This is a genomic window from Pseudoalteromonas sp. MM17-2, assembly GCF_022347945.1.
In the GTDB taxonomy this organism is placed as follows: Bacteria; Pseudomonadota; Gammaproteobacteria; order Enterobacterales; family Alteromonadaceae; genus Pseudoalteromonas; species Pseudoalteromonas ruthenica.
In genome coordinates, this window is record NZ_JAKRFV010000002.1 from 22089 (window position 1) to 44552 (window position 22464).

General features: G+C 48.9%; 23 protein-coding genes. 11 read left to right on the plus strand and 12 right to left on the minus strand.

All coding sequences use genetic code 11. The features are described from left to right. Nucleotides 1-28: 28 nt before the first annotated feature. Nucleotides 29-1198, minus strand: coding sequence for a hypothetical protein (locus MHM93_RS01695; protein WP_239447728.1), 1170 nt, complete (start codon nucleotides 1196-1198; stop codon nucleotides 29-31). A 233-nt stretch (nucleotides 1199-1431) separates the two neighbouring features. Here MHM93_RS01695 and MHM93_RS01700 point away from each other — a divergent pair, with 233 nt between their 5' ends. After that, complete coding sequence (locus MHM93_RS01700) at nucleotides 1432-1677, plus strand: DUF3297 family protein (protein ID WP_022945333.1); 246 nt, start codon at nucleotides 1432-1434, stop codon at nucleotides 1675-1677. Between the two features lie 78 nt (nucleotides 1678-1755). Here MHM93_RS01700 and MHM93_RS01705 read toward each other — a convergent pair whose 3' ends face one another. Next, the gene (locus MHM93_RS01705; RefSeq protein ID WP_239447730.1) at nucleotides 1756-1917 is read right to left on the minus strand and encodes a hypothetical protein; all 162 of its coding nucleotides are present in this window, start codon (nucleotides 1915-1917) and stop codon (nucleotides 1756-1758) included. Between MHM93_RS01705 and MHM93_RS01710 the strand changes: the two genes are divergently transcribed. Next, the gene (locus MHM93_RS01710; protein WP_239447732.1) at nucleotides 1916-3931 is read left to right on the plus strand and encodes a TonB-dependent receptor; all 2016 of its coding nucleotides are present in this window, start codon (nucleotides 1916-1918) and stop codon (nucleotides 3929-3931) included. The genes MHM93_RS01705 and MHM93_RS01710 overlap by 2 nt on opposite strands. Before the next feature lie 45 nt (nucleotides 3932-3976). Here the strand turns inward: MHM93_RS01710 and MHM93_RS01715 are convergent, their stop codons facing one another. The 5 genes from MHM93_RS01715 to MHM93_RS01735 all read right to left on the minus strand — a co-directional run bounded on the left by MHM93_RS01715 (nucleotide 3977) and on the right by MHM93_RS01735 (nucleotide 9129). Beyond that, the gene (locus tag MHM93_RS01715) at nucleotides 3977-4609 is read right to left on the minus strand and encodes an SDR family oxidoreductase (protein ID WP_239447734.1); all 633 of its coding nucleotides are present in this window, start codon (nucleotides 4607-4609) and stop codon (nucleotides 3977-3979) included. 129 nt (nucleotides 4610-4738) lie between these two features. Further along, a complete protein-coding gene (locus MHM93_RS01720) occupies nucleotides 4739-5362 on the minus strand; it encodes a trimeric intracellular cation channel family protein (RefSeq protein ID WP_045978255.1) in 624 nt (207 codons plus the stop codon). Nucleotides 5363-5484: 122 nt separating this feature from the next. Next, nucleotides 5485-6885 (minus strand): ATP-dependent RNA helicase DbpA, encoded by a 1401-nt coding sequence (gene dbpA, locus MHM93_RS01725; protein ID WP_022945329.1) that lies wholly within the window; start codon nucleotides 6883-6885, stop codon nucleotides 5485-5487. An 82-nt stretch (nucleotides 6886-6967) separates the two neighbouring features. Further along, nucleotides 6968-8014: an NAD(P)-dependent alcohol dehydrogenase gene (locus MHM93_RS01730; protein ID WP_239447736.1), complete on the minus strand. Its 1047-nt coding sequence runs from the start codon at nucleotides 8012-8014 to the stop codon at nucleotides 6968-6970. 53 nt (nucleotides 8015-8067) lie between these two features. Continuing rightward, on the minus strand, nucleotides 8068-9129 hold the full coding sequence (locus MHM93_RS01735) for an alpha/beta hydrolase (RefSeq protein WP_239447737.1): 1062 nt from the start codon (nucleotides 9127-9129) through the stop codon (nucleotides 8068-8070). Nucleotides 9130-9463: 334 nt separating this feature from the next. On the opposite strand from MHM93_RS01735, the gene MHM93_RS01740 reads away from it, so the two are divergent. Next, on the plus strand, nucleotides 9464-9904 hold the full coding sequence (locus tag MHM93_RS01740) for a cupin domain-containing protein (RefSeq protein ID WP_239447738.1): 441 nt from the start codon (nucleotides 9464-9466) through the stop codon (nucleotides 9902-9904). On the opposite strand, the gene MHM93_RS01745 is transcribed toward MHM93_RS01740, so the two are convergent. Next, complete coding sequence (locus MHM93_RS01745) at nucleotides 9901-10821, minus strand: AraC family transcriptional regulator (RefSeq protein ID WP_239447739.1); 921 nt, start codon at nucleotides 10819-10821, stop codon at nucleotides 9901-9903. The genes MHM93_RS01740 and MHM93_RS01745 overlap by 4 nt on opposite strands. A 208-nt stretch (nucleotides 10822-11029) precedes the next feature. On the opposite strand from MHM93_RS01745, the gene MHM93_RS01750 reads away from it, so the two are divergent. The 3 genes from MHM93_RS01750 to MHM93_RS01760 are packed head-to-tail and all read left to right on the plus strand — an operon-like array spanning nucleotide 11030 to nucleotide 13072. Continuing rightward, nucleotides 11030-11512 carry a cupin domain-containing protein gene (locus MHM93_RS01750; protein WP_239447741.1) on the plus strand — a complete coding sequence of 161 codons (483 nt, stop codon included), beginning with the start codon at nucleotides 11030-11032 and terminating at the stop codon, nucleotides 11510-11512. 12 nt (nucleotides 11513-11524) lie between these two features. After that, nucleotides 11525-11872: a cyclophilin-like fold protein gene (locus tag MHM93_RS01755; RefSeq protein ID WP_239447743.1), complete on the plus strand. Its 348-nt coding sequence runs from the start codon at nucleotides 11525-11527 to the stop codon at nucleotides 11870-11872. 3 nt (nucleotides 11873-11875) lie between these two features. Further along, nucleotides 11876-13072, plus strand: a complete 1197-nt coding sequence (locus tag MHM93_RS01760) for an MFS transporter (RefSeq protein WP_239447745.1) — start codon at nucleotides 11876-11878, stop codon at nucleotides 13070-13072. 102 nt (nucleotides 13073-13174) lie between these two features. On the opposite strand, the gene MHM93_RS01765 is transcribed toward MHM93_RS01760, so the two are convergent. After that, the gene (locus tag MHM93_RS01765; RefSeq protein WP_053910244.1) at nucleotides 13175-13582 is read right to left on the minus strand and encodes a hypothetical protein; all 408 of its coding nucleotides are present in this window, start codon (nucleotides 13580-13582) and stop codon (nucleotides 13175-13177) included. A gap of 462 nt (nucleotides 13583-14044) precedes the next feature. On the opposite strand from MHM93_RS01765, the gene MHM93_RS01770 reads away from it, so the two are divergent. Beyond that, nucleotides 14045-14518 carry a VOC family protein gene (locus MHM93_RS01770; protein WP_239447747.1) on the plus strand — a complete coding sequence of 158 codons (474 nt, stop codon included), beginning with the start codon at nucleotides 14045-14047 and terminating at the stop codon, nucleotides 14516-14518. 30 nt (nucleotides 14519-14548) lie between these two features. Here MHM93_RS01770 and MHM93_RS01775 read toward each other — a convergent pair whose 3' ends face one another. Beyond that, nucleotides 14549-16432 (minus strand): propionyl-CoA synthetase, encoded by a 1884-nt coding sequence (locus tag MHM93_RS01775; RefSeq protein WP_239447749.1) that lies wholly within the window; start codon nucleotides 16430-16432, stop codon nucleotides 14549-14551. Between the two features lie 152 nt (nucleotides 16433-16584). On the opposite strand from MHM93_RS01775, the gene MHM93_RS01780 reads away from it, so the two are divergent. Genes MHM93_RS01780 through MHM93_RS01790 form a run of 3 tightly spaced genes read left to right on the plus strand, consistent with a single transcriptional unit; the run spans nucleotide 16585 to nucleotide 19219 of the window. After that, nucleotides 16585-17418, plus strand: a complete 834-nt coding sequence (locus tag MHM93_RS01780) for a LytTR family DNA-binding domain-containing protein (protein WP_239447751.1) — start codon at nucleotides 16585-16587, stop codon at nucleotides 17416-17418. 47 nt (nucleotides 17419-17465) lie between these two features. Then, nucleotides 17466-18005: a cytochrome b/b6 domain-containing protein gene (locus tag MHM93_RS01785; RefSeq protein ID WP_239447753.1), complete on the plus strand. Its 540-nt coding sequence runs from the start codon at nucleotides 17466-17468 to the stop codon at nucleotides 18003-18005. Further along, nucleotides 18002-19219 carry an erythromycin esterase family protein gene (locus MHM93_RS01790; protein WP_239447755.1) on the plus strand — a complete coding sequence of 406 codons (1218 nt, stop codon included), beginning with the start codon at nucleotides 18002-18004 and terminating at the stop codon, nucleotides 19217-19219. Before MHM93_RS01785 ends, MHM93_RS01790 begins: the two co-directional genes overlap by 4 nt. 38 nt (nucleotides 19220-19257) lie before the next feature. On the opposite strand, the gene MHM93_RS01795 is transcribed toward MHM93_RS01790, so the two are convergent. Further along, nucleotides 19258-21297 (minus strand): S9 family peptidase, encoded by a 2040-nt coding sequence (locus tag MHM93_RS01795; RefSeq protein ID WP_239447757.1) that lies wholly within the window; start codon nucleotides 21295-21297, stop codon nucleotides 19258-19260. A 208-nt stretch (nucleotides 21298-21505) separates the two neighbouring features. On the opposite strand from MHM93_RS01795, the gene MHM93_RS01800 reads away from it, so the two are divergent. Beyond that, nucleotides 21506-21889 (plus strand): MmcQ/YjbR family DNA-binding protein, encoded by a 384-nt coding sequence (locus MHM93_RS01800; protein WP_239447759.1) that lies wholly within the window; start codon nucleotides 21506-21508, stop codon nucleotides 21887-21889. Between the two features lie 7 nt (nucleotides 21890-21896). Here the strand turns inward: MHM93_RS01800 and MHM93_RS01805 are convergent, their stop codons facing one another. After that, on the minus strand, nucleotides 21897-22322 hold the full coding sequence (locus MHM93_RS01805) for a CBS domain-containing protein (RefSeq protein ID WP_239447761.1): 426 nt from the start codon (nucleotides 22320-22322) through the stop codon (nucleotides 21897-21899). Between the last annotated feature and the right edge of the window lie 142 nt (nucleotides 22323-22464).

Below are 22464 nucleotides of genomic sequence, written 5' to 3' on the forward strand. Positions count from 1 at the left end.
AGACGCGCTGAGGTCAGAGGCTGCTTAGCTAAGCAGCCTTACTTAACAGTTGTAGCGCAGCTAAGCTTTGTTTTAGCATGGCTTTAATTTGCGCTACGATTTTCGCTTCCGTTTGTGGCTCAAACTGCGCAATGCGAGGGGTGTGAATATGCCCTGTCGGTACATCTGAATTAAGCTCATTGCGCAAGCGAATACTGCGGTAAGAGATTTCATTCGATAAGTAGCCACCGCCACCACCATTGACCGCGATTGCACCTTCCAGCTCGGCCAACGAACTAGGCTTAAATGTCTTCTCCAGAGTCGTTACTTCATGGTTATCATTGATTTCATAGGGGCCTTGCGCTTTTTGCATGTGCGCGACTGGCAAACTGAATTCAACAAACTCTGCACCGGGAAGAGGGCGGCCATTAAGGCTGGATATTTTCGGTGCGGTTTGCGTGCCACCATAAACTATATTGGCGTTATCGGGAGCGGTAACGCTGCGGCGCTTACCTGGAAAGCGTTCTAAATCAAAGTGCTCTCGGCCCATACTGATAGTGACGACCATATCAACGTTATTGAGCGCATAATAGGGCGCTAGCAATGCTTCAATCAGGCCTTCATCAAAGTCTTTATAGCGCACCGGGATCATCACGGTGTTAATTTCTGCGCGTACGCCCTTGTGGCTGATCACCTGCCCATCGAATAACAACGCAGCGACCCCTGAAGGATTACTTTGGTTAATGTGTTCATCAAGCAAAAAAGGGTCAAAGCCGGTGATCAGAATCTTTTTCTCAGTGTCCTGGCTGTACGCTAAGTCGTATTGCCCTCGACTGCCTCGCTCTAGGGTGTTGAGTAAGATTTGACGCTGCGCATCGCTGAGCGCAAAGTGTGGGTTAGTGGCACGAATAACCTTACTCGACTGTAACCGTGCCCAATACAATGCGCGGTCATCGTAATCTTTTTTCGTAGTGATACGCTGTTTGGCGTTGCGCCACAACTGGTTGGCGTAATCATAAACCACATCCTGAGCACGTTCGAAGCTCTTTAGTTCTTGCCACTGTTGTGCAAACGCGCTTACATCACTGGCAAAGGCGCTGGTTACGTTGGGCATTGCTTCAGCAGCTGCGGGTAGACGCTGCTCTTCCACCGTAAGGGTGGCGGCCAAAGCGGTGGCACAAGAAAAGACTAAACTCGAAGCTAGCAATAGTTTGAACATGATTATCCTATGTAGTTACAGCATTAAAACCGCATATCACTATCCTACGTCTGAGAGCTGAGCGCAAATAATTCAGCTCTATTGGCGATGAGGCTAAGCACACTTGTTTGTAGTACATGGCCAACGAAAGCAATATAGGCGAGATTATTTTCCTATCAGCAACTTTAATAATTGAGCCTAAGGGTGGGATTACCTACAATAGCGCCCACGTTTATTTGTAGAGATACGTCATCATGACCGACAACAGCAAACCAGATATTCCCAATATGCTTTCGATTAACCCGCGCAGCCCGCATTACAATGAAGAAGTGCTAAAACACGACATTGGCGTGCGTTTCAATGATAAAGAGCGTAATGATGTAGAAGAGTACTGCATCAGTGAAGGCTGGATTAAAGTAGCCCATCCGAAAGCCCGCGACCGTCGCGGTCAGCCTCTGTTGATTAAAAGCAAAGGAACGGTTGAGGTGTTCTACCGTTAATCAGTTGGGCAGGCCGTTGTGAGCTTGCCTGAACTTTACACACCCCCTTGCTCTGGCGCAGTTTGCAGGCGGCTATTGTTAGCCACACGCCTGGTAGTTACCCTTTTCGCTTACCGCTGCATTATCAGTGACACTGACAGTGTGGGCTATCGTTTCTAAATAACTTTCCTTTTTTGCATCCAAAATCAGTGCTTGTCCGTTATCACCTTTGATATTAACTAGTAACAAGGAACATGCCATGAGGTTTAACACATTACTACTTTCTCTCGGGGCGATTACGGCTCATCCGTTGTCGGCTAATGTAGAAACGATCACCGTGTATGGGCACCGCAGTGGCCTTATTGGTGAGTCGATTAGCGCATCAAGTGGCGTGATAGGTCAGGGTGAAATTGATAGCCGAGCCATGTTGCGTAGCGCAGAAATGCTAGAGCTTATTCCGGGTATGGCCGTGACACAACACAGCGGCTCGGGTAAAGCGAATCAGTATTTTATTCGTGGTTTTAACTTAGATCACGGCACCGATTTTGCGACCTATATCGATGGCATGCCCATTAATATGCGCAGTCATGGGCACGGTCAAGGCTATACCGATCTCAATTTTATTATTCCTGAAACGATTGCCACCATCACCTATCAAAAGGGCAGTTATCACGCAGAGCAAGGAGATTTCTCCAGCGCTGGCAGTGCCTATTTTCACCTTGCTGATAACCCCACACATCAACAGTTAACGTTAAGTATTGGTGAGGATAACTATACTCGAGCGGTTGCGATGGCGAGTGTTGCAGCGGGGCAAGGCAAGGTTATTGGCGCTGCCCAATGGCAAGGTTATGACGGCCCTTGGCAAGATATCAATGAAGATATCAGCAAGAAAAATGCGTTGCTACGTTATGTAGGCCGCGCTTGGGACGGCGATATGTCTATAACGGCAATGGCCTACGACAATCGCTGGAATGCCGCCGACCAAATACCACGTCGCGCGGTACGCCAAGGAATAATAACAGAGTTAGGTTCTTTAGATAAAACCTTAGGGGGACACTCTAGTCGCTACAGTGTATCGGCCAATTGGCAAGGGCAACGCCTTAGCGCAAGTGCCTATCTTATTGACTATAAGTTGGATTTGTTTTCGAATTTTACTTACTTTCTCAACGACCCCATCAATGGCGATCAATTTCAGCAATATGATGAGCGGGTGATCAGCGGTGCAGCGCTAGGGTATACCTTTTCACAACAGACGTCCTGGCCCATCGAGCACCGCGTAGGGGTCACCCTGCGTAACGATAATGTCGGTGAAGTAGGGCTGTATAATACACGTGCGCGTCAGCGTTTAAGTACTGTGCGTGAAGACAGTATTGATGAGCGTAGTTACAGTGCTTATTGGCATTCGCAGATAACCATTAGCTCACAGCTCGAAGCTAATCTAGGTCTGCGTTATGACTATCTAGAAGCCAATGTGCAAAGTGATAACCCAAGTAACTCCGGCGATGCCAGCGATGACTTATTCAGCGTGAAGGCGAACATAAACTACCTCTTTACGCCGCAATGGGCCGGCTATTTTAATTTTGCTCAAGGGTTTCATTCCAATGATGCTCGCGGAGCAACGATAAATTTAGACCCTATCACCCTCGAGGCGACAGAGCAGGTTGACCTACTTGTACGCAGCGAAGGAGGTGAAATAGGCGTGCGCTATTTCGATGAGCAGCAGTTTAATTTTTCAACCGCTCTATGGTGGTTAGAATTAGACTCGGAGCTACTATTTGTTGGCGATGCCGGTAATACCGAAGCCAGTGATGCTTCGCGGCGCTATGGCTTGGAGCTGAGTGCTTATTATTGGCTCAATGAACGCTTTAGTGTTGATATGGAAGCGTCGTTCACGCGTTCGCGCTTACGTAATGGCACTCAGGATGACCGCGTCGAGGGCGCAGTACCTGTAGTGGCAAGTGCTGGTGTCAATTGGCATATCAATGAGTTGTGGTTGAGCTCGTTACGTTTTCGTCATATTGGCAAGCGCATACTCAGTGCCGACGGTGAGCGACGTTCGCAGCCTCTGAGTGTGGTCAATGGGTTGCTCAGTTATCGTCAAACCCACTGGAAAGTGGATGTCGAGCTACTCAACATGTTCAACAGTCAGGATCATGATATTGACTACTACTACAGCTCTCGCTTGCCGGGTGAGGCAGATGAGGGCGTTGCGGATATTCACTTTCATCCCATTGAACCACGGACGTTGAGACTCTCGGTAAGCTGGTTGTTTTAATTGGCGTAAAAATGAGCGCCCAGCTTGGGGCTAGGCGCATTGGCTTTAATCTATGAGCGAAGTGATTGGTTCGGGACCATCAAACAGCTCAAACACTTGGCTCGTTTTACTGTCTTTGCCAGCGATATACACCAGCGCCTCTGCCACGTTCTCGCGAGAGATCACCGCGTCTTGGCGCGATTTTGGGCGCTTGATACGATATTTTTTGGTCGCTGGTTCATTGAGCAAAGTACCCGGGCGCACGATGGTGTAATCAAGGCCACTGTTTATCAGTTGCTCATCGGCCATGTGTTTGGCTACCAAATAGGGCTTTATACTGCTTTCAATATTATCAGGTGCGTCGGCACCAATTGAGCTCACCATAATAAAGTGTGCAAGCTTATGATCTTTCGCAAAATCCACGGCCCGCTTTGCAGCCCATAAATCAATGAGTAAGGTTTTATCAGCCCCGGTGCTGGCCCCAGAGCCTGCAGCAAAGATCACTTGTGTGCAATTTTCAAAGGCAGCGCTAAAATCATTTTCCAAATCTTGCTCAATAATAGTTAGCCCTTGTTGGGGCAAGTCACTTAGCTTGCTTTTATCGCGTACTAAGGCCACGACTTCGTGCCCTTGGGCTAACAGTTTCGCGGTCGTCATTTTGCCGATTTGACCACTGGCTCCGATGATCAGGGTTTTCATATCGCGCTCCTTAAAGTTCTGCTATTTTCCCGTGCCGGTGAGGTCATCACCCACGGCTTAAAAAGGTGTACAGTTAAAACCTTGGGGCGGAGCATATGATTTAAACCCCAAATTATAAAATGGTTGGCATCACTGCATTCGGCCTTTCTTGAATATACTCGGCTGCCAACCCCAATGAATTGCGCCAAGGCGCAGCAGCACAGTGACCAACACAGACCCGATAATGCACCACAGGTAAGCAATATCTAAATGAAATAGCACGGCATAAGTCAGCCCTCCCAACAGACAGGCTGTAGAGTAAAGCTCTTGGCGCATAACGAGAGGGACTTCGGCGCAAATCACATCCCGCAGTAAGCCGCCAAATATGCCTGTGGTCATCCCCATGGTGATGGCCACGATCATATCGGTGCCTTGCAGTAGCGACTTCTCAATGCCGACGATATTGAAAATAGCCATGCCAATAGCGTCAAGTAACAGCATGTAGTAACTCGATACATTAGGAAGGTGGCGGATAAACAACACCGTGATAAAAATAGCGCTGTAGGTGGCATAGAGGTAGTTGGGGTTGTCTATCCAGAATACTGGTTGATTTAGCAACACATCGCGCAGGCTGCCGCCGCCAAGCGCGGTGACTGAAGCAACAACGACGACACCAAAACCGCCGATGTTTTTATCATGGCCTAGCAAAGTACCAGAAATGGCAAAAAATGCGACGCCAATAATGCTTAAAAACTCAAAGTAGTCAGATGTCACCTAAGGCCTCCATTGCAGGTGAAAAAGAGTTCCTGAACAGGCAACGCTAACTAAAGCAAGGTGTATTGATACTGAATGACAAAGTGGGTAGCAGGCCGCAGCAATGTGCGGCCAATGGAATGTTACTTAGTGAGTTTACGAGCGCGAAATTGTCGGCCTTTCATTTTGCCTTCGCTGATCACCTTCAAGGCAGTATTAGCTGCTTTTCGCTCCACAGCGACATAAGCGCTGATCGCCGTGACTTTGATTTTACCTATTTGTGCGCCTTTCACCGCATCCTTTGCCGTCAAGGCACCGAGAATATCACCGGGGCGCAGCTTAGACTTTTTACCACCATCGATTTGAATTGTGACCATAGGCGCACGTTTAACGGGATTACCAAACACGTTGTCGTTAGGTAAGTCTGTTGGCTCCACTGTGGTATTTAGATAATCTTCTAAAGCGTTGACCTTGTGGGATTCTTTATAGCTCATCAACGAACATGCAACCCCTTTATTGCCAGCCCGACCGGTGCGGCCTATACGATGCACATGTACCTCAGGGTCGTGCGCAATATGGTAGTTAATGACCATATCAACATGGTCAACATCAATGCCACGAGCGGCGACATCGGTGGCAACTAGCACGCTCATGCTTTGGTTAGCAAAGCGCACTAACGTACGGTCACGGTCTTTTTGTTCCAAATCGCCATGCAGTGCACCACAATCAAAGCCACACTGGCGCAGGCTATCGCAGAGCTCTTGGCATTGTGCCTTAGTATTGCAGAAAATAACCGCTGCACTGGGAGCAAAGTGCAATAACAGCTTTTGCGTTGCTTGCATACGCATGGCATTGTCGTCCACCTCGTAGAAATACTGCTCAATAGTGGCATGATCATGGGTGGACTCAACGGTGATTTTTTCCGGATTGTGCATAACATGTTGAGCGAGCTGTTCTATTTTTGCCGGATAAGTGGCGCTAAATAGCAGGTTCTGTCGCACCGCAGGGCAGTGGTCAACAATGTATTGCAGCGGCTGTTCGAAGCCCATTTCCAGCATGCGATCGGCCTCATCAAGCACAAAGGTATTTACCTCATCTAAACTGAGGCGGCCCTTACGCAAGTGCTCTTCAATGCGCCCTGGGGTACCGACAACAATATGCGCCCCATGCTCCAACGACCCAATTTGTGGGCCCATTGGCGCACCACCACATAAGGTTAACACCTTAATATTATGGATTGCGCGTGCTAACTTGCGGATTTCGACCGCCACTTGGTCGGCCAGCTCACGAGTGGGGCAGACAACCAGAGACTGTACTCGAAAGCGCTGTACATTGAGGTTATGCAGTAACCCCAAAGCGAATGCTGCGGTTTTACCTGAACCGGTTTTGCCCTGACCAATGACATCTTTGCCGGCCAAAATAAGCGGCAAGGTTTGCGCTTGAATATCGGTCATCGAGTGATAACCCAATGATGCCAGGTTATCTAACAACGCAGGGGACAGTGGAGTGGAGGAAAAGGGCAATGCAGTCACGGCAAGGTTCATCTTATTGAGTACAAAACGCCATTATAACACGTTCGTGACGATAATAATGAGGGTCAAGTGCTGCCACTTGACCCACCGAACTTTAAAAAGTGGATTTTTGCATATCAATGACAAAGCGATAATGCACATCGGCGCGCTCAAGTCGTTCAAACGCCTCATTTATCTGCTCCATGGTGATCATTTCCACTTCCGGCAAAATGTTCATTCGCGCGCAAAAATCGAGCATTTCTTGAGTTTCAGCAATCCCCCCAATGAGCGATGCGGCAATACGACGACGACCCATGACTAAAGGCACCGTGTTCATTTCGGCCATCGGGCCTACTTGCCCGACTAAGGTCAAGGTGCCATCTATTTTTAGTAGCGGCACATAGGGCGTAACATCGTGTTTTACTGGCACCGTATCAACGATAAGATCAAAGGTGCTGGCGGCCTGCTCCATACAGTGCTCATCATTGGAAAGTAAAAAAGCGTCGGCGCCCAAGGCTTGGGCATCCGCTTTTTTATGTGCAGAGCGACTGACAACCGTTACATGTGCACCCATAGCAACAGCAAGCTTCACAGCCATATGACCGAGTCCACCCATGCCAATGACAGCGACATGACTGCCTGGGCCTACATTCCATGTTCTCAGGGGCGAATAGGTGGTTATGCCCGCGCAGAGCAAAGGTGCGGTCTTTGCTAAATCGAGCGCCGCTGGCACAGCGAGTACAAATTCCTCGCGCACCACGATGTTCTTTGCATAACCGCCTTTAGTGATCTCTTTAGTATGGGGGTCTGGGCTATTATAGGTTTGGGTAAAACCGTGCTCACAAAACTGCTCCTCGCCTACGTGACATTGGCTGCATTGTTGGCAGCTATCGACCATACAGCCTACCGCCACATGATCACCTTTGTTGTAACCTGTAACTTTGGCACCGACCGCAATGACTCGGCCGACGATCTCATGGCCAGGCACACTAGGGTAAAGCGTCCATCCCCAATCATTTTTTACGGTGTGCAAATCACTGTGACAAACGCCACTGTAGAGGATCTCGATGGCGACATCGTCCTCTCGTAACTGCCGACAATTATATTCATAAGGCACCAATGGTGTGTCATGTGAATGTGCAGCATAGCCTGTGGTTTTCATAAAGCCTCCAAAATAATGATAGGGCAGTGATAGACTGCCCTAGAGTCAGCAAATTATAGGTGGGTGTTGAAAAAGTCGCCGAGCTTAGCAAATGGGATCAATTCAACACGATCATATAAGTCAACATGGCCGGCGCCTTCAACTAGGTAGAGCTCTTTGGGCTCAGCTGCGCGGGCATAGGCATCTTGGCTAAATTCAATGGAATGCGCTTGGTCGCCGGAAATAAAAAGTAGCGGGCGCGGCGAGATCAGTTCCATGTCATTAAACGGATAAAAATTCATAAACTTAGTATTGCTGCTAAGCGTAGGGTGCGTGGTCAGCTTAGGTGAGGAGCCCGCAGGCGTATATTGGCCGCGTGGTGTGCGGTAAAAATCGTAAAACTCTTTAGCTATGGGGTGTGAATCGTCATTGATTTCATGAGGAGTGCCGCCGGTGTATTGAGTTTCACCGCCTGCAAACTCAACGTCACGCTGCGCAGCAGCTTGAGCGATCACTTGTTTACGTTGTGCCAGCGTTTGCGACTGGTTATAAAGGTTGCGAGTGAATGCCCCCATGTTATACATACTCACCGTGGCTATGGCTTTCATACGCGGGTCGATTTTCGCAGCACTGATTGCGAAGCCACCGCTGCCGCATATGCCCAGTACTCCGATACGTTTAGCATCGACATGCTCGTTGGAGCCTAAGTAATCGACTGCGGCACTAAAATCTTCGGCATACATGTCTGGTAGCACGGCATTGCGCGGGTTGCCTTCGCTTTCACCCCAAAATGACAGATCAATGGCCAGTGTAACAAAACCCATTTCCGCAAGCTTTTGTGCATAGAGTACGGCACTTTGTTCTTTCACCGCTCCCATTGGGTGACCCACGATAATTGCTGGTTTGCGCTCATCCGCTTGCATGTTTTCGGGCAGGTATAAATTACCAGTAACCTGCATGTGATATTGATTGTTGAATGTAACTTTTTGCATAGAGATACGCTCGCTTTGATAGAAGTTATTGGCTCCGTGACTCATCTGTGCAGTATGGGTATTACTTGCAGCTAGGGTTGCACTTGCCCATAGGGCCGAGCAGATAAGCACGCTAGTGAATGGATTTATAAATGTGGCTTTCATCAGAACCTCCGGTTGTGCAACACAGTGCTAGTGATTATCAGGATTACCAAGCGCACATAATGTGTTGCGTTGGTGAGCTCATTATCAGGTAAAGGCTGGTTATTAAATAGACACAAAGCTGTTCGGTTCTTGCCTAAAAGTATGAGTGATAGGAAAAGAGTTATCGCTGACTATCGAATATCGGGTTACTTTGCGGGGCTAATGTAGACGTTATTCTTCGTTTTCAACCGTGAGCCACAATCAGGCAATGATGCCGCTGTTTTTGGCATTCTATTAGGCACAAATCATCGCTACTGTAATCACTACTAGGTGTTTTTAGAAACGGGAGAAAACCATGTCAAAAAGAGAAGATATGAGCGTTATCCGGGCGCACCAGAGTGAACCCATAACGGGCCCTGCGGAATGTTTTACTGGCTCGGTAACTATTAGTAGTTTATTTAACGCCCCGGCACCATCACGATTAGGTGTTGCGGTTAATAATTTTGCTGCTGGCGCGCGTACACACTGGCACTCACACCCATTGGGACAAATTTTGGTGGTCACTCAGGGCATCGGTTGGACCCAATGTGAAGGGGGTGAGAAAACGCAGATCGGGCCGGGTGATTTGATTTGGTGTAACTGTGGTCGTCGTCACTGGCATGGTGCAACCAGTAGTGAACCGATGCAGCACATCGCGGTGCAAGAGGCGCTGAATGGTGAGGCTGTGCAATGGTTTGAGGCAGTGAGCGATGAGCATTATTTGGCGCCTGTAGCTAAGGCCAGTGAAGCACCTTAGTTAACTTTAATTTGCTGGCGCTGCGCAGCGATATCGCGTTTGGGGGACGTGCCGAACAAACGCGAATATTCGCGAGAAAATTGCGATGGGCTTTCGTAGCCCACCTTGTAAGCCGCACTTGAAGCATCGAATTGCTCGCCGAGCATAAGCCGACGGGCTTCAAGCAAGCGCAAGCGCTTTTGATATTGCAATGGGCTCATGGCGGTGAGTTGGCGAAAATGATGATGAAAGGTGGACTTGCTCATTTGCGCCATGTCGGCCAGCTCATCAACACTTTGGTGTTCTTGGTAGTGTGTTTTCAGCCACTCGATGGCGCGTGCTACTCGCAGCCCCTGGCTGCCAGCAGAGACTACTTGGCGTAACCGTGCCCCTTGCTCACTGATCAGCACCCGCCAGAAAATCTCACGCTTGATAAGCGGCGCCAATACCGCCTGTGAATCGGGTTCATCGAGCAGTGCAACTAAACGCTGGCAAGCACCGAGTAAGGTCGTGGTCATAGCCCCCAGTACCATGCCCTTGTCATGCTCGCTGGGGGGCTCTTTTTGCAGTGGCGCTTGAACGATTAGCTCGCTCATCACCGCCAAATCAAACTTAAGAACAAGGCCTAGATACGGTGCTTGGTCGTTCGCCTCCAACACTTGCATTCTTGCCGGTAAATCCAGTGATGTAATGAGAAAGTGGTAAGGGTCGTAACGAAACTCTTGGTCCCCTAGGGTCATGCTTTTCGCACCTTGCACCACCAGAGCAATGCTTGGTTCAACCACACACAATGAACACGAATCGGCGGGCTCTGTTTGGCGATAAAATGCCAACCCCTCAATCGCTGTTTCTTGCATCGCTTGGCCCTGATTGTGGCGTTCGATCATTGCAGCCAACTCATTGCTGATGGCACTGATACGGTTTTGCTCTGTGTTCATAGTCTTGATTACGGCGATGGGGTGGGTAGCTGTGAGTGTAATGCACAGAATGAAGCTTGCCTAGAAATTGATCCGTACACTCAGAGTTATAGGCAAGTAAAGCGGAATAATATACTACCGAGATAGGCTGAACTCAGAAAGAATAGATGCAATCAACAGCGCAATTCACAGTTGTTGATTGCACCTACTTAATCTGAGGAGATGACCTATGAAAGCGATTATTCCGACATTGATGTTAATTATTGGCCTGACAATGGCGACCGAGGCCATGGCACAAAGCGCTCCTGAGGCGCAAATCAGCGTACAAGTTAACGGTAGCCAGTTACCTCTGCAGGGGCTTGAGCAATACTTTAGCGGCGCGGTGCGCGTGGAACCCCTATTTCAGCCGCAACCACAGACCCGTGCCGGCGGTGCGAATGTGACGTTCGAGCCCGGCAGTCGCACACATTGGCATAGTCATCCACGAGGGCAAACGTTAATTGTTACCTCGGGTCAGGGGTGGGTACAGCAGTGGCAGGGTCGGCGTTTAGTGATTGAGCCTGGTGATGTCGTACACATCCCTGCGAATGTGAAACATTGGCATGGTGCGACTGCGCGCACGGCAATGACACATATGGCTATTCAAGAGTCGCACCAAGGCAGTGTCGTGACTTGGATGGAGGCCGTGACTGATAAGCAGTATCAGCCTTAGGTGCGGGGGCTTATGCATATTACTTTAACTATAGGCGAGACAGCATTGACTGGCACCCTGCTGGATACCCCTGCCGCACGAGATTTCTATGCTCTATTGCCTTTGCAGGTGTCGCTCAGTGATTTTGCTCAAGCGGAGAAAATTGCCAATTTACCGAAGGAGTTGAGTTTATCCGAAGCAGCAGCGGGCAGTGTAGGTGAGCCTGGAGATATCGCTTACTATGCTCCTTGGGGGAACTTGGCGATTTTTTATCGCCACACCGCCTACGCCAAAGGGTTGGTGAAGCTAGGCGCGTTAACAGGGGATCTCAGTGCACTATTAGCAATTGATGGTGATACTGTGTGTATTCGAGCGCAATAAGCAATGATAGCGAAGCAACAGGCATTTTTTGTCGCCGCGAGTATACAAATTTTGGTGTTTGCTTGCGCCGGCGCGCCAATTTCACTCTTTAATGTATATCGTGCGCAAGATGGCCTTTCGCACAGCGACTTAGGCTGGGTTTCACTAGCCTACTTTATTGCTGCTGCACTGGCTTTATTGGTATTTGGAAGGTTATCGAATCGTCTCGGTCGCAAGCCTATGGCCGTGGCAGCGTTACTGTGTGTCTTACTTTCTTGTGTCACTATGATTGCCATGCAAACCTCGCTTGCGCTGCTCTTTGCGCGCGCATTGCAGGGATTTGCGTGCGGTGTGGCTGCAAGTTCCGTAGGTGCTTATGTCAGTGATTTGGGAAGCTATAGACGTAAATCATGGGTGGCACTGATCACCAGTTGTGCACCCATGATAGGTATCCCTTTGGGAGCGGTAAGCTGTGCCTTACTCGTAAACTATGCTCCTGCGCCAAAATTACTCATTTACACCTTGATAGCCACTGTGGCGGTGATGCTACTTGGATTACTGCTTCAATGCGAGGAAACGGTGCAGCGTAAAGGCAATGTGCGCTCAGCACTAAAGCCTGATTTCTACATGCCCAAAGCAGCATTGAGGCCGTTTGTCACTTTGGCAGCTGTGGTTGTGGCTACTTGGTCTATTGGTGGGTTCTACCAAGCGTTTGGGCCGGAAATTGTCGCCACTGCGCTGGGCACTGATAATGCCCTTATCAGTGCGTTGGCCTTTTCCTCAGTGATGGTGCTCACCCCCTTGGGTGGGGCGCTCGCGGGCAGGTTCGTTGCCCAGCACGCGATTGGGGTGGCGATGTTGATTTTAGTAACGGCCCTTATGGTTGTTGCCTGTGCGCTCCATTTCGGTTGGCTCGAAGTCTTTTTGGCTGCGAGCTTGAGTGTGGGGATTGCGCAAGGGGTTGCCAGTAGCGCGGGAATTTCTGTGTTGATGGCGGATATTAGCCGAGAACATCGCGCCGGGATGCTGGCAAGTGTTTACATGGTCTCGTATTTGGGCGCGGTGTTGCCTGCTTTAGTTGCGAGTATCGCTGCTAACTATGCGGGTGTATTTATTTTATTTTGTGGATATGCGGTGCTTGCCGGTATTGCCGCGCTCATCGCTCTACTTAGCTGCACTCTTCACAGCGCTAGCAGGGCAGAGCCCAGCAAACCCACTTAATTATATATGAGTTACATAGACAGGGTTGTCCTATTAGTCGCTAAGATCTTTAGCCTCTCTGTGACTTTATAAGGAGGTAGTTAACTACCTCCTTGTAACATTTTAAAAGCCTAACTGCTTCGTATATATTCCTGTTGCACAAAGGTTTGTGTTTTCCCATGTTCCATCATTATAAAGAACTCGAGTTACACACGCAGTGGCATCGTATAGGCCTCGGTTAGCATCTCGTCCGTTATCATCAAATCGACAATAATTATCAGAGCCGCAGTCCCAGCTGCCAGAAATAGCCGTACTTGTAGACCAAGTCACATGCGCGACCTCTCGATCGGAAATAAAGCGGAACACAACCCCAGGCTTGGGAACATTAGTCGTCGATTGGCAAAAATCAGGCTCAAAGCTTTGTTGTGTTGGCGTACCGCTAATCAAACATTCAACTTGAGCAGCAGAGGCACCTAGCGAAAACCCGAGAATGGCTATACCAAAAAATAGCTTTATTATTTTACTGTTCATTTTTAACTCCTTTTTTATGTTGTCATTACAATTCTTTGATCTATTTTGTTTTAATGTCAACGAGTTGAGTTTGATTCTATTTTTGCTGGCGGGTTTTGTTTTTATTTTTAGTATAAAGTTGAAGTTTTATGCTGGATTTAATGGTTTTTATTTTGATTTTTAGAACTGTTAAAGTTTGTAAATAGATTTTCCTTTTAATAGATACAAGATGGTACAAATGGCACATTGCGCGATATTTTTTTAATATCTACTAGAGACTCTGATTCTTGGCTTATTTTTTCACTCACTAACTACGCTTCTCTCAGTCAGCTAAATCTAGCGCGTGTGTAGTGTTAGCGCTTACATTGCCGATGACAGCACATAACATTTGTACCTGAATTTGTTTTAACTTGGCTGTAGTCTGTGTTTGTATAGGCTCATCAACTAAGCTAAAGCTGAGCGATTAAAATAACCGGAGGTCATATGAGTGTGTCTGCCAAACCCAAAGGGTTTCACTCGCTTACTGCCTATTTAATTATTGATGGTGCAGCGAAAGCGATGGCGTTTTATCAGCACGTATTTGCCGCAGAAATCGTTATGCAAATGCCGTTGCCTGATGGCGGCATTGCTCACGGTGAGCTTAAAATAGGTGATTCATACTTGATGGTGGCCGATGCCTGCCCCGATGAACATTTTGTTAGTCCTCACCAACTCGGTGGTACTCCCGTGAGTATGATGTTGTATGTGGACGATGTTGATACCACGTTCGCTCGTGCTATTGACGCAGGTGCAAAAGAGCTGCGCCCTGTGCACGATCAATTTTATGGCGACAGAGCAGGAACCTTGGAAGATCCCTTTGGACATATTTGGACCATTGCTACCCATCAAGAGGATCTCAGTCCAGAGCAACTGCAACAGCGTATGGCTGACTTTATGAGCGAGCAACAGGATGCTTAGTGAGGGCCCACTACCGTGGGCACCGGGTCTTTAGGCACTGCGTAATTGTTGTGCTATTTGGGTGAAAATACTGGCGTCATCAATGGTAGAGGGAATTTGCAGTGCTTCGCCATCAACCAGTTGACGGAGGTTTTTACGCAGTATTTTGCCCGAGCGAGTTTTCGGTAAACGCTCAACACACAGCACTTCTTTTAAACAGGCAATGGCGCCGATTTGTGTGCGCACGCTGCTAATAAGTTCGGCGCGAATATCAGCCCAAGTGCCAGAATAACTATCTTTCAGCACCACCATTGCCATCGGCAACTGGCCTTTTAAGGCATCACTAATGCCAAACACCGCACATTCGGCAACAGCGGGGTGGGTAGCAACGATTTCCTCCATTTCGCCCGTGGATAATCGGTGTCCGGCGACATTAATCACATCGTCGATACGGCCCATGATAAACACGTAGCCTTGCTCATCGATGTAGCCGCCATCACCACAGAGATAATAGCCAGGGTAGGTACTTAAGTAACCGGCCTTGAAGCGCTCATTGTTTTGCCAAATGTTTGGTAAACACCCTGGAGGCAGTGGTAACTTAATGGCAACCGCACCACTTTCACCTGCAGCGCAGGGGGTGCCATCAACATCAAGTATATGCACATCAAAACCGGGGGTGGGCACACTGGCACTGCCCGCTTTGATTGGTAAAGGCTCAATGCCTATAGGGTTACAGGCAATAGCCCAGCCGGTTTCGGTTTGCCACCAGTGATCTAATACGGGTAACTGTGTGGTTTCGGTTAGCCACTCATAGGTGGGTGGGTCGAGGCGCTCTCCAGCTAAAAAGAGCCGCTGTAAACTTTGCGTGTTATGGCGCTTAAACCCTGCGCCATTAGGATCTTCTTTTTTTATCGCGCGAAAGGCGGTTGGCGCGCTAAACAGCGCATTTACTTGATGCTCTTCAACCACACGCCAAAAGGCACTGGCATCAGGGGTTCGCACTGGCTTGCCCTCATACAAAACCGTAGTACAGCCGTAGATCAGCGGCGCGTATACAATATATGAATGGCCGACCACCCAGCCGATGTCCGATGCAGCCCAAAACACCTCCGCCGGTTTCATGGCGTAAACCACTTCCATACTGTAATGCATTGCCAGGGCATGGCCGCCATGCTCGCGCACGACCCCTTTTGGGGTGCCGGTTGTCCCCGAGGTGTAGAGAATATATAAGGGGTGATCTCCGGCTACGGGAACAGCGTCAACGGCAGTGGCTGTTTGCATTGCTTGATGCCAGTCAATATCACGCATGGGGCTTAATTCAGCAGGGCATTGTGGACGCTGGTAAATAATACAGTGCTGCACCCGATGACGGGCCTTGGCTAGGGCTTCGTCAATCAGTGGTTTGTAAGCGATGACACGCTCTACTTCAATGCCGCAAGAGGCGCCGAGCACCAGCTTGGGTGTGGCATCATCAATACGTACTGCTAATTCATGCGCCGCAAAGCCGCCAAATACTACCGAGTGAATGGCGCCCAAGCGTGCACAGGCGAGCATCGCTATCACTGCTTGCGGGATCATCGGCATGTAAATCACCACACGGTCACCTTTGCCGACGCCTAATTCACGCATGACTCCGGCAAAGTGAGCCACTTCATCGCGCAGTTCGCGGTAGCTGTATGTTTGTTGCGTGACGGTGACGGGTGAGTCATAAATCAGCGCTGGGCGCTCACCATAACCTTGGTTAACGTGACTATCTAATGCCAAGTAACTGGTATTGAGTTTGGCATCGGCAAACCAATGATAAAGCCCTTGTGAGTCTTGGTGGTAAGCCTCAGTCGGTGGCGTATGCCAATCGATGCGCTGGCTCTGGTGCATCCAAAATTGCACTGGATCGCTTTGAAACTGTTGGTAAATGCGCTGATATTCGCCCGTCATAATGATTTCCTCGTATTACATGTGAGAGACCCTACAAAATGTAGGCTCTTTTTCGAGCAAGCTGTATGCGACCTTGGTCTGTGCTGCACGGCTTTGTTTATGGCGTTAGATTTGGTATTTTTGCCAATCTATAAGGACAATGGATTGACACCATGACTTGGCTGCAGCGCTGGCAACAGCTTAGCCACCCAACGCTGAAACTGGGCGTCTTATGGGTAGCCTCGCTTTTTATATTTAATCTCTATTGCTTGTTTTGGCGCCACTACGTGGGTGGTGCACGCTGGGACTTTATCGACTCACAGTTATTTTGGGTAAAAGAGTGGGGCGCTTTATGGGTGCTATCTATGGCAGCAATATATGCGCTAACACGCTCTCAGCGAGTGTATAAACCGCTGTTGTTGAGCTGTGCTGTGGTGAGTGTGCTGTTGCTAAGTTATATCCGAGTGTCGCTCGATTTCGACTTTTACGGTCCTAATTGGGCTGGCGCGGTCGTTAATTTACTACCTAAGTACACCTTTGCAGTGCTTTTGGTGATGGGAGCCATTTACCTGAGCTTAGTAACCAAGGTGAAAGCGTGCGACTCAGTTAACGGGGCCGATATCGGCCCTGAATGTCTCACAGTGCAGCATCGGGGCATGGAAAAAGCGCTCGCTATCACTGATATTCAGTATGTGCGCGCTGCAGGCAATTATGTTGAGGTTGTCGATGCTGATAGCCGTTATTTAGTGCGCACCACCATTAAGCAACTGAGTGAGCAGCTAGGCGCGGCGCCTATGATACGCGTGCATCGCAGTTACCTGATTAACCTACACCATGTACGTGAGCTTAAGCCATTGGAAAATGGCAAAGCGCAGGTGTTAGTGGGTGAGGATCATTGGGTACCGGTGAGCAAAACTTTTAAACCAGCGCTGAAGCAAGTATTAACTCAAAGCACACAGCCAGGCATTTCGTCACAAACTCAGTTGTTTCATCACAAAGTTATTTAAATCAATGCGTTAATAAGTACCTTTGAAGAAAAAAGAGGAGGTACTTAATGACTTATGCAGGTGTAAACCGACTACTACATTGGCTGATGGCGGGGCTTATTTTGGGGTTGCTGACCCTGGGATATTACATGACCTATGTCGCCGACTATGGCCTATATCACTTACACAAATCCGTTGCCGTGGTGGTGGCATTATTGCTGCTACCCCGACTGGTGCTGCGCTGGTTCAAACCCTGGCAGAGCACGGTTAAAGGTAAGAGCGCGAAAGCAGTGCATGGCTTTCATTGGTTGTTGTTGGTGCTGCTGGTAATAATGGTGGTGTCGGGCGCTGCTTACAGCGGCTTTGGAGGCTATGGCATCGCTTTATTCGATTGGCCATTGTTGGCGCAAAACATAGATGCTCAGCAGCAAGTCCTTGCTCACTCAGCAGCGCTTAGCGACTGGGGGTTAGCGGTGCACATATACTGTGCTTGGGCGCTGTGCTTTACACTGGCTATCCACACATTGGCAGCGTTAAAACACCACTTTATTGACCGAGATGGGACATTAATACGGATGTTAGCCGGCGAAAAAGGAGCGCGACTATGAAGTGGCTAGTGACGTTATTGTTGAGCGTGTATGCGGCAGCGTTAAGCGCCACAACACTAGAGAAAATAAACCTCGATAACCACTGTGAACAGGCTAATTTTGCGCGCTTTGGCGAGGCGATTGGCGATGCACGTATTGTGATGCTGGATGAACTGACCCATGGTGAGCAACAGAATTTTGCACTCAAGACCTGTTTGGTGCGTTATTTACACCAGCATCAAGGCTTTGATGCGTTGATACTGGAGAGCGGTCTATTTGATGTTGCGCAAATCTGGCAACAGCCCGGTCAAACTATCACAGCGCAAGCACCGGGTAATATCTTTTATATGTACGCCGCAAGTGCGCCAGTGCAAGCGCTCATGCGGTATATTGACACACAGCGAGGCAGTGAGCGGCCTTTGCAGCTGGCTGGCTTTGATGGTCGTCTCAGTGGTGAATATTCTAAGGCGCAGGTAAGCGAATTTATCATCCAGCAAAGTCAGCGTTTCACCCCAAGTGTTGCCAAAGAAGTCGACTGGGCTGCGTTTAAACGCACCAACGCAGCAGTGCTGAAGCGCCAACCACAGCAAATTAATGCAAAGCAGCAACAAGCCTATGTTGCTACCTCCTATCGCCTCCAGCACGCTTTAAACACGGCTGTCAGCGACCAGCAAGGGTACCAAGGGCCAAAGTATGTCGCCCGGTTACTCCATGGTTTGGTGCTCGTGGCGCAGTCGATGGCAGGGCAGCGACGTCATGACGAGCACGACTTGGCTATGGCCGACAACGTGAAGTGGTTACTGAGCAGTGAATTGGCGGATAAAAAAGTGATTATCTGGGGTCACTATATCCACTTAAACTACGGCGGTTTTATTGAACATCACTATGCAAACTTAGGCACTGTGCTGAAGCAACACTTTGGCGATAGCGTGCACTCAGTGCATATTAGCGCCGCCAGTGGCGAATATCGCGACTATGTGACGATGGCAAGTAAACAGATTATGGCCCAGCCACAGCAATTTGAACGTCTAGTGGCGCAACAGTATGAACTGCAAACACATCAAGCACTCTTTATTGACCGCGCAGCAATGCAGCGCTTTGTGCAAAATGCGCCCTCTACTAGCGTATTGTTTGGCCATCAATATCGTTACGGGATTGCGTTAGCGCAGTGGCAGCAATACTGGGATAGTCTCTTTGTCTTGGCGCACACCAAAGCATCTAAAGAGCAACCATAAACCTAGGCGGGGCAGTGAATGCCCCGCTGATGTTGAGGTTATTTCCTGTAGCGCTCGAACCAGGCTAATGTATGCTCTATTTTGGCAATCATCCGCGAGGGGCGTCCAGCAATACCGTGGGCAGAGCCGGGTACACGGATCAGTACGGTATCTACTTTTTGCAGTTTTAACGCTTGATAAAACTGCTCGGACTCCGATATGGGCGTGCGGCGGTCCTGCTCTCCTGTCATGATCATCGCCGGTGTGGTGACGTTGCCCACTAATGACAGCGGCGAGCGTTGCCAGTAGTGGCTGAGGTTGTCCCACGGCATGCCCGGAAATTGGTTGCGAATTTGACCTAAATAACTGTCGGCGGTAAGCACTTTACTGACCCAATTGATCACCGGCTTGGTGATTGCCGCAGCATTAAAACGGTCGCTTAAACCAATGGCGTAGGCAGCAGCAATGCCGCCGGCAGAGCCGCCAGCAATGAAGAGATTGTTTTTATCGATAAAGCCTTTAGCGATTAATGCGTCAACGGCGGAATTATGATCGGCAAAATCTTCCTTTGAGGAATACTTACCATCAAGTAACAAGGCAAAGTCTTTGCCGTAACTGATGGAGCCGCGATAATTCATATAGACCACCACATAGCCAGCGGCCGCATAGCGCTGTAATTCGGCGCTAAAGCTGGGGCCATAGGCTAGGTGTGGGCCGCCATGAATTTCCACCAACAGTGGGTATTGCTTGGTCGCATCAAAATCAGGAGGGGTGATATACCAGCCATGAATAGGTTCCCCATCAAACTGCGATTCAACCGTTAACTCATGCACTTGCCCTAAGGTTTTATGGCCGAGCAGGTCTTCATTGAGCGCTGTTAGTGTGCGCTGCTTGTTGCGGTGAAAATACCCTAAATCAGCGGGGCGCTCAGCACTGCCCTGAGTAAAAGCGAGGGCACCATTGTTCGCCATAGAAAACTCACCACTGACATAAGGGCGACCTATGGATGTGCCTGCAACTGAGCTGACGCGTTCAGTGATGTTTCCTGCGCGGGTTAGGGTGGCAAGCTTACGTTGGCCGCGATCGTCGTATTGAATGACAAAACCCCCTTTGCCCGCCCATTGATAATGGCCTACAGCGCGATCCAGTGCTGATGTCAGTGACTTGACGGCCCCGGACTTGAGGCTTAACAAGCTCAGCTCGGTATTAACGTAAGGAACAGCGGCATTACCTCGGGATAGAAAGGCTAGCTGCTGAGCATCATGACTGAATTGGGGGTGGGTCTCACGGCCGGGTAAATCGGTGAGCTGTGTCGTGCTATAGGTACCAATATCCACGCCATACAGGTCAAGCTCAGTGGTGCGATATTCCCAATCAGGGTGCTTATCTGATGCATACACAACTTGTGTCGCATCCGGGCTCCACGCCAATGGACCATAATGTTGATAATCGCCTTGTGTTAATTGCCGTGGTGCGCCGCCTTCGGCTGGAAGCACAAACACATGACGAAAGCTGGGCGTCAAAAAGCCTTGGCCATCGGCTTGATAACGAGCTTTGTCAATAACCGTAACTGGTTTAGACCAGTCGGCGTCTTTGGGTTTTTTCGGTAACTTCACTGATTTTACAAAATCGGAAGGGCCTTGTGGTACCGTCATGGTAAAGGCCAGCTGTGTGCCGTCAGGAGACCACGTGAGGTCGCGTACTGGTTTTGGCAATTGTGATAATAACGCCGTTTTATCTTGCGCTAGCCAGTGCATATGCACTTGCAGAGAGCCACTACGATTACTGGTAAAGGCGATGCGTGTGCCATCGGGAGACCAGCGTGGCTGAGCGTAGCTATGTTGATCTGCAAACAGCGGGGTATGCTCATCAGTGCTTAGGCTATAGAGCCACAGGCTTTGCTTATTGTTATCCTTCATAATGTCGTAGCCACGACGGACATACACAATGTGCTTACCATCTGGGCTGATTTGCGGGTCGCTGGCATACTCGAGGGCAAAAATATCCTCAGAGCTGAAGGTCTTGTTGTCGGCCTGGGCGGGCAACGATGCGCCGCCAAGCAGCGCAGCTGTAAGTATCAAAGGGGTTAACGCATTCATAAGTAAGTACTTTTTTTAACCAGAAAATATCATCCTAGGTGGGCGGGTTAATGCTGGCAACTGCAATGCGATTAACGGCGAGTATGAGTAAGTTGCGGATATGAGGTACTTTTTCAATATGCTTGTGGGGTATTAGATTAAATGGTTAGATTAGGGCCTACTTGGGCGAGTGCTCGCCCTAGTTTGCTTAGCCTTAAAAGGAGTTTATATGGACAGTCAAGGCGTACATGATTATTTGCTCACTAAGCCATTGAGCTCAGTGGGGCAGCCCTTTGGCCCTGGGGTCGACGTCTATAAGGTAAAAGAAAAAATGTTTGCCACCCTAGCGCTTGGAAAAATGGGGAAAGAGGATGAAGATAATCGCCATTGGCGCGTAAATTTAAAATGTGACCCTGATGAAGCCCAGGCCCTGCGCGATATTTTTACTGCGGTCATCCCTGGTTATCATATGAATAAAAAGCTATGGAATACAGTGATACTGGATGGCTCCATTCCAGCGGGCGAAATCCAAAGAATGATAGATAATTCCTACACGTTGGTGGTGAGTAACATGCCCAAGAAAGAGCGTGAACAGATTTTGTCGTTACTTTAGTGCCTGCTTATTTACTGGCCTTGCTTTGATAACGCTCGAGTAACAGACGCATAATATCGCGCCAAGTCACAATCCCCATCGGTTGGCGCTGTTCATTAACGATAGGTACACAGGTAATAATATGTTCGTTAAATAACTTCACCACATCAATAAGTTGCGCATGTACTGGTAAGCAAACAGGGGAATGAGTCATAATTTGGCTAACGCGTTTATTGAGAGTGGCTAAGTCGGCTTTGGATGCCGAAGCCTTACCAACATTCGGGCTTAACGCCTTAAAAATATCGCGATCAGAGACGACCCCAACTAATAACGATTGCTCTACCACCAGCACATGGTGAAATTGCGTGCGTTTGAAAATATCATTGACAACGCGCAGGGTGTCATCGGGTGAACAAGTAACCACTGGCGTGCTCATTAAGTTACTTAACTTCATAGGCGCTGGTTCCCATACAGAAACGGTTAAAGTGACTGCTGATACACTGTTTTTATTATGACATTTAACAGTCTTATACGAGACCAAAAACCTATAAGACTGCATTAAGTATAGTAAATATAAGCTTATAAAGCTTCTTTGC

Coding starts and splice junctions, on each gene's coding strand:
- MHM93_RS01695 (WP_239447728.1), bottom strand. CDS start 1,198: ATGTTCAAACTATTGCTAGCTTCGAGTTTAGTCTTTTCTTGTGCCACC.
- MHM93_RS01760 (WP_239447745.1), top strand. CDS start 11,876: ATGATAGCGAAGCAACAGGCATTTTTTGTCGCCGCGAGTATACAAATT.
- MHM93_RS01715 (WP_239447734.1), bottom strand. CDS start 4,609: ATGAAAACCCTGATCATCGGAGCCAGTGGTCAAATCGGCAAAATGACG.
- MHM93_RS01775 (WP_239447749.1), bottom strand. CDS start 16,432: ATGACGGGCGAATATCAGCGCATTTACCAACAGTTTCAAAGCGATCCA.
- MHM93_RS01790 (WP_239447755.1), top strand. CDS start 18,002: ATGAAGTGGCTAGTGACGTTATTGTTGAGCGTGTATGCGGCAGCGTTA.
- MHM93_RS01740 (WP_239447738.1), top strand. CDS start 9,464: ATGTCAAAAAGAGAAGATATGAGCGTTATCCGGGCGCACCAGAGTGAA.
- MHM93_RS01770 (WP_239447747.1), top strand. CDS start 14,045: ATGAGTGTGTCTGCCAAACCCAAAGGGTTTCACTCGCTTACTGCCTAT.
- MHM93_RS01800 (WP_239447759.1), top strand. CDS start 21,506: ATGGACAGTCAAGGCGTACATGATTATTTGCTCACTAAGCCATTGAGC.
- MHM93_RS01805 (WP_239447761.1), bottom strand. CDS start 22,322: ATGAAGTTAAGTAACTTAATGAGCACGCCAGTGGTTACTTGTTCACCC.
- MHM93_RS01710 (WP_239447732.1), top strand. CDS start 1,916: ATGAGGTTTAACACATTACTACTTTCTCTCGGGGCGATTACGGCTCAT.
- MHM93_RS01765 (WP_053910244.1), bottom strand. CDS start 13,582: ATGAACAGTAAAATAATAAAGCTATTTTTTGGTATAGCCATTCTCGGG.
- MHM93_RS01700 (WP_022945333.1), top strand. CDS start 1,432: ATGACCGACAACAGCAAACCAGATATTCCCAATATGCTTTCGATTAAC.
- MHM93_RS01755 (WP_239447743.1), top strand. CDS start 11,525: ATGCATATTACTTTAACTATAGGCGAGACAGCATTGACTGGCACCCTG.
- MHM93_RS01780 (WP_239447751.1), top strand. CDS start 16,585: ATGACTTGGCTGCAGCGCTGGCAACAGCTTAGCCACCCAACGCTGAAA.
- MHM93_RS01795 (WP_239447757.1), bottom strand. CDS start 21,297: ATGAATGCGTTAACCCCTTTGATACTTACAGCTGCGCTGCTTGGCGGC.
- MHM93_RS01785 (WP_239447753.1), top strand. CDS start 17,466: ATGACTTATGCAGGTGTAAACCGACTACTACATTGGCTGATGGCGGGG.
- MHM93_RS01705 (WP_239447730.1), bottom strand. CDS start 1,917: ATGGCATGTTCCTTGTTACTAGTTAATATCAAAGGTGATAACGGACAA.
- MHM93_RS01750 (WP_239447741.1), top strand. CDS start 11,030: ATGAAAGCGATTATTCCGACATTGATGTTAATTATTGGCCTGACAATG.
- MHM93_RS01745 (WP_239447739.1), bottom strand. CDS start 10,821: ATGAACACAGAGCAAAACCGTATCAGTGCCATCAGCAATGAGTTGGCT.
- MHM93_RS01730 (WP_239447736.1), bottom strand. CDS start 8,014: ATGAAAACCACAGGCTATGCTGCACATTCACATGACACACCATTGGTG.
- dbpA (WP_022945329.1), bottom strand. CDS start 6,885: ATGAACCTTGCCGTGACTGCATTGCCCTTTTCCTCCACTCCACTGTCC.
- MHM93_RS01735 (WP_239447737.1), bottom strand. CDS start 9,129: ATGAAAGCCACATTTATAAATCCATTCACTAGCGTGCTTATCTGCTCG.